Source organism: Cellulosimicrobium sp. 4261, from assembly GCF_040546915.1.
GTDB lineage: Bacteria > Actinomycetota > Actinomycetes > Actinomycetales > Cellulomonadaceae > Cellulosimicrobium > Cellulosimicrobium cinnabarinum.
Genome location: NZ_JBEPOQ010000001.1, coordinates 207,584 through 223,646, shown reverse-complemented (window position 1 = coordinate 223,646; position 16,063 = coordinate 207,584). Strand labels below are relative to the sequence as shown.

The window sequence follows — 16,063 nt, the reverse complement described above, 5'->3', positions numbered from 1 at the left end:
AGGGTGGCCCGGTGATCCCCCTCGCGTCCGGCGCCCACTCCGTGGCCTCCGTCGTCCTCGAGCTGCTCGGGTGGGTCTCCGCCGCCGTGGCGCGCGTGCCCGGACGGGTCGGCGCGCTCGCTGCCGAGGTGCGGGAGACCGCGGCGGGCTGGGGCCTCCCGGTCGGCGAGGTGACCGACCTCTACGCCGCCTTCCCCGCTCGTCTCGCCCTCGCCGTCGGCGCCGTCGCGCTGGTGTGCGCCGTCGTGGCGCTCGTCCACGGCCTGCGCCAGCGGCCCGACGCCGCGAGCCCTCAGGGCGACTCCGGGCGCGTCAGCGGGAGCTGAGCAGCGGCGCGACCTCGTGCCCGAGGAAGCGCACGAACGCCTCGACGTCGGGTTCGTCCGCGGTCGGCTGGACCGCCACGGCTGTCGCGCCCGCCTCCGCGAGGGCAAGGATCCCCGCCGCGACCGCCTGGGCGTCGCCTGCGGCGCCGATGCCTCGACCGGGCTCCGCGCCCCACACCGGCAGCTCGCGGTCGACCCGTGCCTGCGCGTCCGGCCCCGTCGCAGCGATGAGCGTCGCGTGGACGTCGAACCCCGCGCCCGCGCCGCCCTCGCGCGCGACGTCCGCGGCGCTCCGCACGTCCTCGGGGGTCAGCGCGTTCGTGAGGATGAGACCGTCGCCGAGCTCGCCGGCCAGCGCGAGCGTCCGCGGTCCGGACCCGCCCAGCCACAGCGGGACGGGCTCCGTGGGCGGCCAGTCGAGACGGACGGCGTCGAGCGTGACGTACCGGCCGTCCGTCGTGACCTCCTCGCCCACGAGCAGGCGGCGCAGCGCCGTCGTGTGCTCGCGCAGGAGCGTCAGCGGTGACGCGACGCGCACCCCCGCCTGCCCCATCCACTCCTGGACGCCGTGCCCGACCCCCGCGACGAGCCGGCCGGGGAAAATCCGCGCGAGCGTCGCCACCTCCATCGCCGTGATCGCCGTGCTGCGCAGCGGGGCGGGCATGAGCCCGATGCCGACGCGCACGCGGTCCGTCCACGAGAGGGCCGCGGCGGCCGAGGCGAGGCCCGACTGCTTGAAGCAGTCCTCCCACACCCAGAGGTCGTCGAGTCCGGCGTCCTCCGCGGTCGTCGCGAGCCGCCGAAGGCTCTCCGGCGCGTGGGTGGGTACGAACGCGATACCGAGCCGTGGTGTCGTCATCCCGTCATCGTGCCCGAGGCCACCGACAGTCAGCGGTCGTGGCTCGGGGCGCCCGGAGTGTCGTCGCCCGCGCCCGCGCCGGCGAGGAACGCGAGCTGCGCGGCGACGGACTGCCGGGCGGCTCCTCGCACCGCGGGGTCGACGTCGGCGTAGACCCGCGCGACCACCTGGTCGACCGCGTCCCGGGCGTCCGGGGCCAGGCCGAGCGTGGTCAGCACGTCCCGCACCTGGGCGAGACGCTCGTGGCGGTGCTCCCGGTACGCGCGCACGCGCGTTGCGAGGTCGTCGACGACCGGTCCGTGGCCCGGGAGGCCGACCGTCGGCGCGGGTGAGCCCGTGGCGAGTGCCTCGATCGCGTCGAGGCTCGCGAGGTAGGCGCCGAGCGACCCGTCGGGTGCGGCGATCACCGTCGTCCCCGTCCCGAGCACCGTGTCGCCGGTGAGGACCGTCGTGCCCGACGGTGCCGGGTCCGGGTCCGGGTCCGGGTCCGGGTCCGGGTCGGCCGGGTCCGGGGTGCCGAAGGTGCGGTCGTCGGTCGGGGGGACCGGGCCGTCGTCGGGCAGGACGAGGCAGACCGAGTCGGCGGTGTGCCCGGGCGTGGCGAGGACCACGACCCGCAGGCCTGCGGCCTCGATCACCTCGCCGTCGCGCAGCGGCGCGCCGCCGTGGCAGTGGTCCGGGTCGGCGGCGCGCACCGGGGCGCCGGTGCGCGCGCGCAGCCCGGGGGAACCGGCCGTGTGGTCGGCGTGGCGGTGGGTCACGAGCGCGAGCTCGACCGGCCCGGCGGCAGCGAGCGCGTCGAGGTGGGCCGCGTCGTCGGGCCCCGGGTCCACGACGACGCACGACGCCGAGCCCGGCGCGCGCAGCACGTACGACCGCGTGCCGTCGAGCGTCATGGGGCCGGGGTTGTCCGCGCGCAGGACGGCGGCGAGGCGCGTGACGGGCGTCGGGACGCTCATGTCACGCGCGGTGCCGCAGGACCGCGGGGCGGCCCTCGTCGTCCCACTGGGAGAACCGCGCGTCGATCAGCGGCGCGACGAGCTCGTACGTCTCCCACGTGTCCGGGACGCGGTACACGTCCTCGGGCTCCCCGTCGCCGGGGCTCACGGCGTCCACGTAGTCCTCGAGGTACAGGCCGCCGTCGTCCTCGTCGCCCGCGTAGTAGGCGCTCGCGAACGCGGCGCCGACGTCGTCGAGGTCGACGTCGACGAGCTTGCCGTCGCGCGACTCGTGCACGAACGCGCCCGGCGTGGTGGTGCGCTCGCGCAGCGCGGCGAGCTCGTCCGCGGAGTCGTCCTCGAGCTCCGCGGACACGTGCCCGGAGAGCGCCGCCCACGCGAGGAACATGCCGATGTGCGTCGCGCCCGCCTCGGGGCCGGCCTCGGGCGGGTAGCCCTCGCCGTCGAAGTGCCAGGACGCGTCGTCGTACTTCGTGGTCATGCGCGCGACGCTACCGCCTCCCACCGACGCCACCACGCCCCTGCCACCACGTCGACCTCGACCATGACCTCGCTCCGTGTCGAGCACGACCTTGCTGTCGTGAGGGGGCGCTCAGCGACAGCAAGGTCGTGCTCGGCGGTTCCGGGTCAGGCGGCGAGCGCTCCCGCGAGGAGCTCCAGGGTGCGCGCGCGGCCCGGCGTCGCGTCGAGAGCCTCGTCCGCGCGGGACGCGGCGACGGGCACGACCATGACCTCGTCCACGCCGTGGCGCTCGGCGAGCCGACGGACCTCGGCCGCCGCGTCGTCGGGCGTCCCGACGGCCCAGCGGCGCAGGCTGTCCTCGACCATCTGCCCGGCCGCGCCGTCCAGCGGCGCGGCCTGCGCCTCCTCGACGGTCTCCAGCGCGGTGAGCGCCTGGCCGGTGCGCAGGCGCGCCATCATGCGGGCCTGGGGGAGCGCCCGGGCGCGCGCCTCGTCGTCGGTCTCCGCGACGACGGCGTTGAGGGTGAGGAACGTGCGGGGCTCGGGGAAGGCCTCGCTCGGGCGGTAGCCCTCGCGGTAGAGGGCGAGGATCTCGTCGATGCCCTGGCCCGAGAAGTGGTTCGCGAACACGTACGGCAGGCCCAGCTCGGCGGCGAGGCGCGCGGAGTAGTCGCTCGACCCGAGCAGCCAGACCGTCGGGGTGCCGTCCGCGGCGGGGGTCGCGTGCACGTCGTAGACCTGCCCGCTCGTGAGGCGCAGCGTCGCGCCCTGCGGGCTCATGAGCGCGAGGATGTCCGTGACGTGCTGGGGGAAGCGGTCGACGTCGGCCGTCGGGCCGGTGATGCGCAGGAGCTGCGTGACGACCGGGTCCGAGCCGGGGGCGCGGCCGAGGCCCAGGTCGACCCGCCCCGGCGCGATCGCCTCGAGCGCGGCGAACTGCTCGGCCACGACGAGCGGCGCGTGGTTGGGCAGCATGACGCCGCCGGAGCCGACGCGGATCCGGTCCGTCACCGACGCGGCCGCGGCGATCATCACGGGCGGGGTCGAGGCCGCGACCGCGGGCATGTTGTGGTGCTCGGCGAACCAGTAGCGCTCGAAGCCGAGCCGGTCGGCGAGGCGGACCAGGTCGAGCGACGCTCGCACCGCCTGGGTGCTGGACTGGCCCGAGCGGACGGGCACGAGGTCGAGGACGGACAGGCGGGGGGTCTGGGTGCTCACCCTGGTGCCAACCGGCCACCCCCGTGCCTCATTCCCCGGGGCGACCGCGCACGCCTGCCAGGATGGTCGCCATGGACGTCCCCTCGATGATCATGGGCGCCGCCGTCGCGTCCGTCGCCTGGATCGTGCTCGTGCCCTGGGGCCGCCTCAAGGAGCTGCGCGAGCGCGATCAGGCGGAGCGCACCGAGGACTGACCGCCGGGCAGCGGAGTCCGCAGCCCGCTCGCCCGGTGGACCGGGCTCGTCACCGCGGTGCGCACGGCGTCCTCGGAGCCGACGACGCGCACGAACGACTGCGCGCGCGTCACCGCCGTGTACAGCAGCTCGCGCGTGAGCAGCGGCGAGGTCGCGGGCGGCAGGACGAGCGTGACGCGGTCGAACTGGCTGCCCTGCGCGCGGTGGACCGTCATGGCGTGCACGGTCTCCACGGGCGGCAGCCGGTGCGTGCGCACGCGCAGCGGCGCGCGCGGGTCCCCGAACACGGCGACGACCCCGCCCGAGGGCTCCGCGACGAGCACGCCGGTGTCGCCGTTGTAGAGGCCGACCTCGGCGTCGTTCGTCGTGACGAGCAGGGGGCGCCCGGCGACCCACGGGGAGTCGGTCGCGTGGTGGCCTGTCGCCTCCTCGACCCACGCCTCGACCTGTGCCGCCCACCGGCCGCGTCCCGCGGGCCCGCGCCGGTGCGCCACCATGACGCGGTGCCGCGCGAGCGCGTCGAGCGCGGCGGCGGCGTCGCCGGCGCGCGCGGCCTCGACGAGCAGGGTCCCCGCCGCGACGGCGTCCGCGCGCACCGCGGCCAGCACCGCGTCGTCAGGCTCGTCGTCGGGCGTCTCGAGGAACTCCACGGACCCGTGCCCCGCGCGCAGCAGGGCGAGCGTCGCCTCCGCGTCCTCGGCCCGGATCGCGGCGGCGAGCGGCAGGATCTCCGAGTCGCGGTCCTGACGGTGGACGGTGCGCAGCCGGACGACGCCGTTGCCGAGCACCGCCCGGTCGTCGACCTCGCCGTCGGTGGGCGGCGGCGCGTCGGCCAGGGCGGTCTCGGCCGCCGCGAGCACGACCGGCGCGGTGGCCGGTGGCGTCACGGGCTCGCGGTGCACGAGGTCGCCGAGCACGGCGCCGGCCTCCACCGAGGCGAGCTGGTCCGGGTCCCCGACGAGCACGAGCCGCGCGTCGGGTCGCAGCGCCTCGAGCAGCCGCGCCATGAGCGGCAGCGCGACCATCGACGTCTCGTCGACGACGACGACGTCGTGCGGCAGGTGGTGGTGCGCGTCGTGGCGGAACCGCGTGCTGCTGCCCGGCCGGTACCCGAGCAGGCGGTGCAGCGTCGTCGCGACGGGCGTCCCGACGCGCGCGCGGTCCGCCGCGTCCTCGAACCCGGCGACGACCTCGCGCACCGCCTCCTGGAGCCGTGCGGCGGCCTTCCCGGTCGGGGCGGCGAGCGCGACGCGCAGCGTCGTGTCCTGCCCGGTCGGGGCGGGCGACGACGCCTGCGCCGGAGCGGGCACCACGGCGGTCGCGGGTCGGGTGGTGTCGTGCGGGACGGCGTCGTGCAGGACGGCGTCGTGCAGGACGGCGAGCAGCCGCGCGACCGTCGTCGTCTTGCCCGTGCCGGGGCCACCCGTGAGGACGGTGAGCCGTCGGGTGGCGGCGTGCGCGGCGGCGAGCCGCTGGCGCGTGTCCTCCGCCGCGGGGAAGAGGCGGGCCAGCGCGGCGTCGAGACGGTCGGCGTCGACCGGGAGGTCGGGCGCCGCGAGCCGACCGTCGACGTCGTGCCGGACCGCGAGCTCGTCGCGCCAGTACCGGTCGAGGTACAGCGCGCCCCCGACCCAGCGCGCGGGCCGGTCGGGTGCGCCGTCGACCCCGGCGGCGACGAGCGGGCTGCGCGCGACGGCGTCGGCCCAGGCGGCGCGGTCCGGCCACGGCAGGTCCGCGGCGTCGGTCCGGGCGGCCTCCTCGTCCTCGGGGAGCTCGAGGGAGCCGAGGTCGTCGAGGCGCACGCACACCGAGCCGCTGCGCACGGCACGGACCGCGAGCGCGACGGCGAGCAGCACCCGGTCGTCGTGCTCGCCCGTGAGCCGACCGAGCCGCAGCGCGACGCGCACGTCGGCGGCCGAGACGACGCGTGCGACGTTGAACGGCGCGAGGCCGGCGGGCACGCCGACCGCGAGCCGGGGGTCGCCCTCGTCGACCGTGACGGGGGCGGCGGTGGGCCGGGTCGCCGCCCCGGGGGTGGCCGTGGTCATGCGCGACCTCCGTCGAGCAGGGCGGACAGGGCGACGACGAGCCCGGGCGGCGGGCTCCAGGCGACGACGCCGTACGGGGTGCCGTCGGGGCCGCGGGGCGTGTCCGGCCCGGCCATGCCGCGCACGAAGAGGTACGCCCCGCCGGCGAGGTCGCGGTCCGGGTCGTAGTCGCGCACGCGCCACCGCAGGTAGCGGTGGAGCGCGACGAGGTAGAGCACGAGCTGCAGCGGGTAGTGCGAGGCGAGCATCGCGTCGCGCGTGGCGTCGGGATGGTAGTCGCCCACCGTGAGCGGGACCCCGGGCGGCCCGACGCGGTTCGTCTTGTAGTCGACGACGAGGTACCGGCGGCGGCCACCCGGAGCCCCGCCCGGAGCGCCGTCGGGGCTCGGGGCGGGCACGCGCAGCACGGCGTCGATCGAGCCCGTGAGATAGCCGCGCAGCGGGACGCCGCCGGTGCCCGTGCCGGTCTCGGACTCGTCGGCCAGCGCCGTGAGCAGGTCGGGGTAGCGGGCGAACGCGTCGTCGGCGGGCAGGTGCACCCGCAGGACGTCCGCGAGGTCGCGCAGCGTCGCGGGACGCACGCCCTCCGTCGCGTCGCCCCCGGCGAGCGGGAGCTCGAACTCGAGCTCGGGCAGCCGGTCGCGCGGGTCGACGTCGGCGAGCGTGAGCCCGCCCGCGATCGGACCGAGCGGCGTGCGCAGCGACAGGCCCAGCGCCGTCGCGAGCGCGACGGGCTCGACGCCCGGAACACGGACCGTCGCCGCGTGCGCGCAGCGAGCGCGCACCTCGGCGTCCAGGTCGTCGGCCGCGGTGTCGACGTACTCGAGGATCTCGTGCACGAGCGTGCCGAACGCGGTGCCGCCCGGCTGCCCCTCGTACGGGGACGGCACGTCCGCGCCGGGGCGCGGGGCCGGGGTCGAGGACACCGGCGCGGCGGTCTCGTCGTCCGTGGTCGCCTCCGGCTCGTCCTGCACGCCCGGGTCCTCGGGCTCGCTCTCGATCCCCCCGACCGGGCCGTGGTGCGCGGCCGCGGTCAGCGCCGAGTACGAGGCGCGCCGCCAGTCGCGGTCCGGGAGGTGGACGGCGGTCGCGAGCGCGAGGTCCGTGCCCGCCCGGGTACCGGGCGACCAGCGCTCGCCCTTCGGCCGGGCGTCGACCTGCTCGACGACGACCGTCCCGCCCGACCGCGCCGCGACGGCCTCGAACGCGGACCGGACGGCGTCGTCGCGCATCGCGTCGGGCCGCGCGTGGCGCCCGGGCTCGCCGCCGAGCATGCGGTCGGCGAGCAGGAGGCGCGTGAGCGGTCCTGATCCCGTGCTGCGCTTGGTGGGCGTCCAGTGCACGACGACCTGGTGCCGCGCCCGGGTGAGCGCCACGTACAGCAGGCGCAGGTCCTCGCCCAGCTCCTCGTCGCGCCAGCGCCCCTTGGCGTCCACGAACCCGGGGGAGCCGACCCCGCCGAGGTGCAGCACGCGCTGCCCGTGATCGTCGTGGAACGCGAACAGCTCCTGGTCGTCGGGCTCGAACCGCTCCCACCCGAACGGGACGTAGACGACGCCGAACTCGAGGCCCTTCGCGGCGTGCACGGTGACGACCTGCACGGCGGCGGCGTCGGTCTCGAGACGGCGGGTGCGCTCGTCGGTGAAGACCGACCCGACCTCCGCGATCCGGGTCCGGAGCCACGCGGTGAGCGCGGCAGTGCCGAGCCCCTCGGTCGTCGCGGCCTCGTGCAGCGCCTGCGTGACGTGGCGCAGGTCGGTGAGGTAGCGCTCGCCGTCGGCCCGCGCCATGACGCGCGCGGTGGCGCCACGCCGTGCGGCCACCTCCGCGACCGCGGCCACGCCCCGGTCAGCGAGGAGGCGCGCCCAGGCCCGGACCGTGTCGCCGAGCTCGTCGTGGTCCGCGTCGCCTGCGGTCGCGAGACGCTGTGCGTCCCAGCCGACGAACGGCGTGAGGGCGAGCGCCGTCGCGCGCCGGTGGAGGCCCGGCTGCTCCAGCGCCGCGAGGAGCGTGAGCCAGTCCTGCGCCGCGGCCGACCCGAACACGCTCGACGGTCCCGACACGACCGCCGGCACGCCCAGCGCGACGAGCGCCGAGCGCACCGCCTCGGCCTGGGCGTTCGTGCGGGTCAGCACGGCGACGTCGCGCGGCTCGAGCGGGCGCCAGCGCGCTGCGTCGACCGCCGCGCCGCCGACGTCGTCGCGCACGCGGTCGCCCCCGCCGGACGCGGTGCCGAGGCGGCCCGCGACGTCGGCCGCGACGTCCTTCGCGAGCAGGCCGCGCGCGTCCGGGGCCGACGGCGCCGACGACGCACCCAACCGGTACGCGCGGCGCGTCACCTGCCGCAGCCGCACCGGTGCGCCGCCGGAGATCCGCGCCTCGGGGTGCGCCGCGTCGACCGGTCGCACGACGATCCGCGGGTCGCCGAGCGCCGTCTCGCCGAGCAGCGCGTGCAGGCCCGCGAGGAGCGGGCCGTCGCTGCGCCAGCTCGTGCTGAGCGTCGCGGTGTCCGTCGCGTCCTCGACGGCCTGCAGGTACGTCACGACGTCCGCGCCGCGGAACGCGTAGATCGCCTGCTTGGGGTCCCCGATGAGGACGAGCGCGCTGTGCTCGTCGGACCGCCCGTGGAACGCGGTGCGCAGGATCGCCCACTGCTCGGGGTCGGTGTCCTGGAACTCGTCCACCATGACGACGCGGAACCTGGACCGGACGCGCTGCGTCGCGGTCTCGCCGTGCTCCGGGTCCGTGAGCGCGCGGCGCAGCAGGACGAGGAGGTCGTCGTAGTCGAGCAGGTGCATCGCGCGCTTGCGCGCCTCCACCTCCCGACGTGCGGCGACGGCGACCTCGTACCGCGCCGCGGCGACCGAGCCCTCGGCCGCGTCCGACGGCGCGACCACCGCCCCGTGGTCGCTCACCGCCGCGCGGGCGACCTCGCGCACGTCGCGCGGCGAGAGGATCGGTTCGCTCTGGTCGGCGAACCGCCGCACGTACAGGTCGTCCGTGACCTCCTCGACGAGGTCGGCCACGTCGGGCAGGAAGCTCGTCGCGAGGTCGACGTCGGCCGCCGTCCCCAGCGCGGTGAGCATCTGCTGGCAGAAGCCGTGCGTGGTCGTGATGGTCGCGGCGTCGAGCTGGGACAGCGCGACACGCAGGCGCTCGCGACGGCGGGAGAGCTCGTCGGCGTCGACGGCGGCGAGGAACGCGACGAGCTCGTCGGTGCTGTGCGCCGGCTCGGGGCCGCGCAGCGCGCGCTCGGTCGCGACGAGGCGCTCGCGCACGCGATCGCGCAGCTCCGACGTCGCCGCCCGGCCGAACGTCACGAGCATGATCTCCGGGAGCGCCGCGAGGCCCTCGGCGACGTAGCGCGTCGTGAGGGTCGCGATGGTGTGCGTCTTGCCCGTCCCGGCGCTCGCCTCGAGCACGACCGTCCCGCGCGGCAGGTCGCCGAACGGGTCGAAGCGCCGCGGGCTCCCCGCGGACGATCCGGGCACCGCCGGTCCGGACGCCGCGGCGGGCGTGGTCGGTGCGGACGTCGGGCCGCTCATCGCGCACCTCGCAGCTCGTGCTCCAGCAGGGGGTCCCACACGCGCCGCGCGAGCGCGCCGAGGCGGGTCGGGTCGTCGGGGAGGCGACCCAGGTCGGCCGTCGTCGCGTGGCCTGCGAGGTCGGGCAGCGCCGGGTCCTGGCCCCACGCGAGCACGACGTACGGGTCCTTGCGCTCGAAGCCCTTGTTCCACGCCCACCCGGCGCGCATCAGGGCGTCGCGAGCGTCGGTGGTGCGGCGCTCCTCGGCGTAGCGGAGCGCGACCTCGGGGAGCAGCGGCAGGGGCTCGCGAGCGGCCTCGTCGCGCAGGGCCACGAGGTCGGCCAGCAACGCGGCCGCCGTGTCGCGGTCCGGCGGCGTGAGCGTCGACCACGCGACGCCCGGGCCGCGGGGTGACCGGCCGATCGCGACGGCGTCCCACGGACGCTCCGGGTCGCTCGCGCGCAGCGCGAGCGCCTGCACCCAGGCGCGCAGCCGGTGCTTCGGCCCGAGTCGCGAGTACTCCGTGCGCACCACGCGGGCGCCGTGCACGCCCGGGACGCTGCCGACGAGCGTGCCCCCGTCCGGGAGGGTGGCCCGCACGTCGACCGTCTCGGCCGAGCTCAGCACGTCCTGGCTCACGGGACGACCGGCCGCGACGTCGGCCTCGCGCGCGGCCTCGACGGACGCGACCCGGAGCGGTCCCACGGCCCGGACGACCTCCTGGAGCGCCGACCGGCCGAGCTCGCGCGGCGGGACCTGGCCCCGGCGCCACTCGGCCTGCATCGCGCGGTTCGGGTCGACGCCCGCGAGCGCGGCCCGCAGCACGCGGTCGCCCACGCCCCAGCCTGCGAGCCCCGTGAGGGAGAGGGGCAGCCGGTCCTCGACGTCCTCCTCCTCCAGCACGAGACCCACGTCGAGCGTGTGCTGCGCGAACCAGCGGGGTGCGTTCTCGAGCAGGCGGACCAGGTCGTCGAGCTCGACGTCGGCGGGGCCCCCCGCCGCCGGGGGCGACCCCGGCGCTTCCGCCGGGCCGACGGCGGCACCGGTCGGCAGCGAGAGCGGTGCGCCGACGAGCGCCCCGACCGGCTCGCGCTTCTCGCGCGCCTGGCGGGCCCCGGCGAACGCGGCGTCGTCGTGGCTGAACGGCCCCGGGACTCCGAGCGCGCCCGGCGTGAAGTTCCGCTCGTCGACCGTCTGGAGCGGGTGCTGCACGACGACGTGCTCGCGCGCGGGGCGCCCGTCGGCCGTGGTGGCCACCCGGTCCAGCGCGTCGAGCAGCTCCGCCACGGGGACCGCGGGCGGGCGCGGCGCCCCGGTGCGCTCGTCCGCACCGGTGTGCACGACGACGAGGTGGTCGCCCGCTGCGGCGACGGCGTCGAGGAAGATCTGCCGGTCCTCGCTGCGCGCGTCGCGCTCGCCGATCTCGGGGTGCCGGGCGAGCAGGTCGTCGCCCGCGGGCGCGGCGGTGCGGGGGAACACGCCGTCGTCGAGCCCGAGGAGGCACACGACCCGGTGCGGCACGGAGCGCATCGGCTCGAGCGAGCAGACGGTGAGCGCGCCCGTGCGGAACCCGGCGCGCGTGGGGCGCCCGGCGAGGTGGTCGTCGAGCAGCGCCCGCACGTCCGCGAGCCGCAGCGCGACCCCGCCGTGCGCGGCACCCGCCGCCCGGACGTCGCCCAGCACGCGGCGCGCGGAGCCGATCTGCCACGCCTCCGTCGGCGGTGCCTCCGCCAGGAGCGTCAGCGCGCGGTCGAGGGTGTCGAGCCAGTGCGCGAGCGGGTGCACGCCGTCGAGGCCGCGTAGGATCTCCGTGAGCCGCGCGACGAGCTCCGCGAGCCGGCCGGCGAGGTCCACGTCCGTCGAGCCGACGTCGTCCAGCGGGAGCGCGGGCCCGACGAACCGCGCGTCCTCGTCGGCCATCGCCGCGCCGAGCAGGATGCGGTCGAGCGCCGCGTCCCACGTGCCCTGCCGCACGTGCTCGTCGATGCCGAAGCGGGCGCGACGCTCGCCGTCCTCGCCCCAGTGCACCCCCGCCTCGACGGCCCACTGCCGCAGGCGGTCGACGTCGTCGTCGGAGAAGCGGAACCGGCGGCGGACCGGGCCGCTCGCCGCGAGGTCGAGCACCTCGGACGCGGTGACGCGGCCGTCGGCGAGGCGCAGCAGCGTGGCGAGCAGCGCGAGCACCGGGTTCGTGGTCCCGGCGCCACGGTCCGCGAGGCTGACCCGCAGCCGCTGGCCGGGGTGCGCGTCGTCGCCGAGCTCGGGGACGGCACCGAAGGTCGCGGTGACGAGCGGCGCGAACGTCTCGACGTCGGGGCACAGCACGATGACGTCGCGCGCCTGGAGCGTCGGGTCGGCGGAGAACAGGCCGACGAGCGTCTCGCGCAGCACCTCGACCTGCCGGGCCCGGCCGTGGCACGCGAGCACCTGCACGGACCGGTCCGCCGGGTCCAGCACGTGCGCGCCGTCCGGCGCGTCGGCCCGCAGCGCGGACTGCAGCGCGCCGAGCAGGGTCGGCGGCGGGGGCGCGGCCTCGTGGTGGGTCTCGCGCGCCTCGCCCGCGGCGAGCCGGAGCTGCAGCTCGACCGTGTCCCGGCCGGTGGACGCGAGGAACGGGTGCCGCGCGAACGTCGGAAGGTCCGCGCGACGCCGGACGGGCGCGCCGGTGCGGTCCGTGCCCGGGTCCGCGCCGCCCGCAGCCGGGCCGCCGTCGGACGCGGCGACCGTCGCCCACAGCGCCGGCGAGGGGTGCACGAGCCACAGGTGGACGTCGCGGTGCTCGGCGAGCGCGCGCAGGACCCGGAGCTCGTCCTCGGGCAGCCGCGTGGGTCCGAACACGGACAGCCGCGGCGGCAGGTCGACGGCCGTCGGGTCCGCGCGCAGCGCCGCGACCGCCTCCGTCACGCGCCGCGCCGGGCCCGTCGCCGGGACGCGCTCCACCAGGCGGCGCCACAGCTCGGGCTGCCACGCGAGGTCGTCCGGCGCGACGGAGGTCCCCGGCACCGGTGACGCGGCCGACCACGCGAGCACGACCTCGGGCCGCTGGCGGGCGTAGTCGACCAGGAGGTCCGCGAGCCGCCGCGCGAGCGTGAGCCGCCGGCCCCGCCGCACCTCGTCGCCCGGGTCGCCGACGTAGCGCGCGAGCGGCGCCGCCCACGGCTCGGCGAGGTGCGCGTCGAGCACCTCGAGCACCGACCACGCGAGCCGCTCGGGGCGCCACGGGTCGTCGTCCGGGTCGAGGTCCGTGAGGTCGGCCACGACCTGCTCGACGAGCCGCCGCGGGCCCCGGAAGTCCACGTTCGCGCAGATCCCCGCCGTCTGGCCCGCGCCCAGGTGGTGCGAGAGCCGCTGCGCGAGCCACCGTTCCACCCCGCGCGTCGGGACCGCGACCACGTCAGGCGTGAACGGGTCCGCCGGGACCTCCGCGAGCACGGCGGCGAGCGGCGCCACGAGGGCCTCGGCACGCTCGGAGCGGTGCACGTGCAGCAAGAGGACCCCTGTCGGTCGTGGTGGTGTGGTCACGCGCCCGGCCCGTGGCCGCGCGCTACGAGGAATCTACGAGGTGCGACCCACACCGTCGAACCGCCGTCCACAGGTTCCGGGCGCCTGCGGCCGAGCACACGGCACCCGCGTGGGAACTGGTCGTCTTCCTCTCAGGCGCGCTGCGCGACGAACACCCACTCGCGACCCGGGCGGTCGGGCGCGTCCCGGACGTCCACGACCTCGAACCCGCACGCCACGAGCGACGTCTCGACCTCGTCGCGCTCCCGGAAGCGCAGCGTCGAGTCGGAGTGGAGCGTGGTGCCGTCGGGCAGCACGGTCGTGTCGTGGAAGGACACGAAGGGGAGCGACACCTCGGTGAGTTCGGTCCAGGACTCGACCGGGCCGACGTCGGGCACGTCCACGCGCGTGGTCGTCGCCTCGCGGACCCACCCCTCCCAGGCCCGGCGGGCGGGGACGCGCGTCTCGAGCACCAGCCACCCGCCCGGCACGAGCGCGTCGTGGACGCCCCGGAGCGTCGCGGTCCACGCGTCGTCGGTGAGGAACACCTGGGCGACGTTCGCCGTCATCGTCGCGAGGTCGACCTGGAGCGGGGGGAGGGTCGTCGCGTCGCCGTGCAGCCAGCGCACGCGCTCGGTGCCCGGCTTCGTGCGGGCGACGTCGAGCGACGCGCCGGCCGGGTCGAGGCCGACCACCTCGACACCGCGCTGCGCGAGCAGGCACGCGAACGTCCCGGTGCCGCACCCGACGTCGAGCACACGGCGCACGCCGAGCTCCTCGACGATCGCGACGTAGGCGTCGAGGTCGGACCGGTCCGGGTCGAGCGGGTCGTAGAGGACGGCGAGGCGGGAGTCGTCGAAGATCGCGTCGGGCACCCTCCGACGCTACGAAGGCACGGCGCGCTCGGTCCACCCGATTCCGGGAAGCCGGGTGCCGAACAGGCCCCTGCTGCCCGCCGAGCAGGCGGTCGTGGTTCGTCCCGGCGCCGGGACGAACTGATACCGCCTGCTCGGCGGGGGGAGGGGGAGGGGGGCGGGAGGGGGCGGGGGTCAGATGTTCAGCGCCCGGGCGACGTCCTCGATGATGTCTTGCGGGTCCTCCAGGCCCACCGACAGGCGCACGGTCGTCTCCGCGATCCCGACGGCGGCGCGACCCTCGGGGCCGAGCTTGCGGTGGGTCGTCGTGGCCGGGTGCGTGACGAGGGACTTCGCGTCGCCGAGGTTGTTCGAGATGTCGACGACCTGGAGCGCGTCGAGGAACGTGAACGCGCGCTTCTTCGCCGTCTCGGGGTCGGTGCCCTCGGGCACGGCGAGGTCGAACGTCACGACCGTCCCGCCGCCGCTCTGCTGCGACCGCGCGAGCTCGCGCTGCGGGTGCGACGCGAGGAACGGGTACCGCACGCGGCCGATCCCGGGGAGCTGCTCGAGCGCCTCCGCGACCTGCGCCGCGGCGGCGTTCTGCGCGGCGACGCGCACGGGCAGCGTCTCGAGGCCCTTGAGCAGCACCCACGCGTTGAACGCCGAGAGCGACGGCCCGGTGTTGCGGATGAACGTCTGCACCGGGCCGGTGACGAACTCCTCGGTCCCGAGGATCGCGCCGCCGAGCACGCGGCCCTGCCCGTCGATGTGCTTGGTCGCCGAGTAGACGACGACGTCGGCCCCGAGCTCGAGCGGCCGCTGCAGCAGCGGGGTCGCGAACACGTTGTCGAGCACGACGACCGCGCCCGCAGCGTGCGCGAGCTCGCTCACGCGCCGCGCGTCGACGATGTCCTGCATGGGGTTGGACGGCGTCTCGAAGAAGACGACGTCCGCGGGGGTGGACAGCGCCTCCTCCCACTGCGACAGCACGTGACCGTCGACGTAGTCCGTCCGCACGCCCCACTTCGCGAAGATCTCGTCGAAGATGACGAGGCTCGACCCGAAGAGCGCGCGCGCCGCGACGATGCGCGACCCGGACCGCACCAGCGCCGCGAGCGCCGTGAACACGGCAGACATGCCGGACGCCGTCGCGTAGCACGCCTCCGCGCCCTCCAGGAGGCGCAGACGCTCCTCGAACGTGTGCACGGTGGGGTTGCCGTAGCGCGAGTAGACGAACCGGTCGAGCTCTCCCTGGAACGCGGCCTCGGCGTCCGCCGCGCGGTCGTACGTGTAGCCCTGGGTGAGGAACAGCGCCTCGGACGTCTCCTGGAACTCGGTGCGCGCGTGACCGCCGCGCACGGCGAGCGTCGCGGGGCGGGCGCTCGCGGGCAGGGGCTTGCGGCCGGAGCCGCCGGGCACGCTCCCGGGCACGGCCGCGCTCACCGGGCGGCCTCGTCGAACGTCGTGGTGGGCAGCCCGCGGACCTTCCAGCCTTCGACGTCCCGCAGGCCCGAGAATCCCTGGGCCCCCTCGAAGCCCTCGAGCACGTTGTACGACGGCCCGAGCCCGGCGGCCGTGGCCGCGCGCGCCGCGCCGATCGACCGCTGGCCCGAGCGGCACAGGAACACGACGGGACGCTCGTCGCCGGGCGTCAGGCCCGACTCGACGAGCTGGTCCAGGAACCGCGGGTTGGGGCCCGCCGGGGTCACCCACTCGTCGAACACGACGTCGCGGCCGAGGTCCGCGGCGTCGGGCACGCCGATGGTGCGCCACTCGCCCTCGGTGCGGACGTCCACGAGCACGGCGCGCTCGTCGTGCGCGAGCAGGTCCCACGCCTGCTGCGGGGTGAGGTCGCCGGCGTAGCCGACGGCGGGTCGTGCGTCGGGCAGCGCCGACCCCGCTGCCGGCGCCTGCTGGGACTGGTCGCTCATGAGAGTCCTCCTCCATCGATCGTGGCAGTAGCACCCTGCGCCCGGCCGCCGAGGCGGTCCGGGGGGTTGCTGCGGCGTCGACGTGCCACGTCACTCGGCCGCTCCGGATGGTTGGCTCGGATCGTACGCCACGCGTCCGACGCGCGGAACGCCCGTCTCGGGGACCGGCGTCGGGGCGGGGG

Annotated in this window: 12 protein-coding genes; 2 read left to right on the top strand and 10 right to left on the bottom strand. The window is 76.9% G+C overall.

Annotation, left to right across the window (positions count from 1 at the left end):
• Window positions 1–11 precede the first annotated feature (11 nt).
• Window positions 12–326, top strand: a complete 315-nt coding sequence (locus ABIE39_RS01015; RefSeq protein ID WP_175007508.1) for a hypothetical protein — start codon at window positions 12–14, stop codon at window positions 324–326.
• Here the strand turns inward: ABIE39_RS01015 and ABIE39_RS01010 are convergent.
• The 4 genes from ABIE39_RS01010 to ABIE39_RS00995 all read right to left on the bottom strand — a co-directional run bounded on the left by ABIE39_RS01010 (window position 313) and on the right by ABIE39_RS00995 (window position 3,824).
• Window positions 313–1,185, bottom strand: a complete 873-nt coding sequence (locus tag ABIE39_RS01010; RefSeq protein WP_209828193.1) for an LLM class flavin-dependent oxidoreductase — start codon at window positions 1,183–1,185, stop codon at window positions 313–315. The two genes, ABIE39_RS01015 and ABIE39_RS01010, sit on opposite strands and share 14 nt — an antisense overlap.
• A gap of 29 nt (window positions 1,186–1,214) precedes the next feature.
• Window positions 1,215–2,144, bottom strand: a complete 930-nt coding sequence (locus tag ABIE39_RS01005; RefSeq protein WP_354050025.1) for an MBL fold metallo-hydrolase — start codon at window positions 2,142–2,144, stop codon at window positions 1,215–1,217.
• A gap of 1 nt (window position 2,145) precedes the next feature.
• The gene (locus tag ABIE39_RS01000) at window positions 2,146–2,625 is read right to left on the bottom strand and encodes a DUF7832 domain-containing protein (protein ID WP_175007511.1); all 480 of its coding nucleotides are present in this window, start codon (window positions 2,623–2,625) and stop codon (window positions 2,146–2,148) included.
• A 146-nt stretch (window positions 2,626–2,771) separates the two neighbouring features.
• Entirely contained in the window at window positions 2,772–3,824 is a 1,053-nt protein-coding gene (locus tag ABIE39_RS00995) for an LLM class flavin-dependent oxidoreductase (protein WP_209828195.1), read from the bottom strand.
• 71 nt (window positions 3,825–3,895) lie between these two features.
• On the opposite strand from ABIE39_RS00995, the gene ABIE39_RS00990 reads away from it, so the two are divergent.
• Window positions 3,896–4,018: a hypothetical protein gene (locus tag ABIE39_RS00990; protein ID WP_021483523.1), complete on the top strand. Its 123-nt coding sequence runs from the start codon at window positions 3,896–3,898 to the stop codon at window positions 4,016–4,018.
• On the opposite strand, the gene recD is transcribed toward ABIE39_RS00990, so the two are convergent.
• From recD to ABIE39_RS00960, 6 genes are all read right to left on the bottom strand, one after another.
• Window positions 3,994–6,066: an exodeoxyribonuclease V subunit alpha gene (gene recD / locus ABIE39_RS00985; RefSeq protein ID WP_354050022.1), complete on the bottom strand. Its 2,073-nt coding sequence runs from the start codon at window positions 6,064–6,066 to the stop codon at window positions 3,994–3,996. The two genes, ABIE39_RS00990 and recD, sit on opposite strands and share 25 nt — an antisense overlap.
• The gene (locus ABIE39_RS00980; protein ID WP_354050020.1) at window positions 6,063–9,611 is read right to left on the bottom strand and encodes a UvrD-helicase domain-containing protein; all 3,549 of its coding nucleotides are present in this window, start codon (window positions 9,609–9,611) and stop codon (window positions 6,063–6,065) included. The genes recD and ABIE39_RS00980 overlap by 4 nt, the downstream gene beginning before the upstream one ends.
• Entirely contained in the window at window positions 9,608–13,072 is a 3,465-nt protein-coding gene (recC, locus tag ABIE39_RS00975) for an exodeoxyribonuclease V subunit gamma (RefSeq protein ID WP_354050238.1), read from the bottom strand. Before recC ends, ABIE39_RS00980 begins: the two co-directional genes overlap by 4 nt.
• 173 nt (window positions 13,073–13,245) lie before the next feature.
• A complete protein-coding gene (locus ABIE39_RS00970; protein ID WP_354050018.1) occupies window positions 13,246–13,968 on the bottom strand; it encodes a class I SAM-dependent methyltransferase in 723 nt (240 codons plus the stop codon).
• Window positions 13,969–14,142: 174 nt separating this feature from the next.
• Window positions 14,143–15,393 (bottom strand): O-succinylhomoserine sulfhydrylase, encoded by a 1,251-nt coding sequence (locus tag ABIE39_RS00965; RefSeq protein ID WP_502914822.1) that lies wholly within the window; start codon window positions 15,391–15,393, stop codon window positions 14,143–14,145.
• Complete coding sequence (locus ABIE39_RS00960; RefSeq protein WP_354050016.1) at window positions 15,390–15,881, bottom strand: rhodanese-like domain-containing protein; 492 nt, start codon at window positions 15,879–15,881, stop codon at window positions 15,390–15,392. Before ABIE39_RS00960 ends, ABIE39_RS00965 begins: the two co-directional genes overlap by 4 nt.
• Window positions 15,882–16,063: the final 182 nt, after the last annotated feature.

Bases quoted from the DNA above. Each gene is read 5' to 3' on its own strand.
- ABIE39_RS01010 (WP_209828193.1), bottom strand. From the start codon at position 1,185: ATGACGACACCACGGCTCGGTATCGCGTTCGTACCCACCCACGCGCCG.
- ABIE39_RS01005 (WP_354050025.1), bottom strand. From the start codon at position 2,144: ATGAGCGTCCCGACGCCCGTCACGCGCCTCGCCGCCGTCCTGCGCGCG.
- ABIE39_RS01000 (WP_175007511.1), bottom strand. From the start codon at position 2,625: ATGACCACGAAGTACGACGACGCGTCCTGGCACTTCGACGGCGAGGGC.
- ABIE39_RS00990 (WP_021483523.1), top strand. From the start codon at position 3,896: ATGGACGTCCCCTCGATGATCATGGGCGCCGCCGTCGCGTCCGTCGCC.
- recD (WP_354050022.1), bottom strand. From the start codon at position 6,066: ATGACCACGGCCACCCCCGGGGCGGCGACCCGGCCCACCGCCGCCCCC.
- ABIE39_RS00980 (WP_354050020.1), bottom strand. From the start codon at position 9,611: ATGAGCGGCCCGACGTCCGCACCGACCACGCCCGCCGCGGCGTCCGGA.
- ABIE39_RS00960 (WP_354050016.1), bottom strand. From the start codon at position 15,881: ATGAGCGACCAGTCCCAGCAGGCGCCGGCAGCGGGGTCGGCGCTGCCC.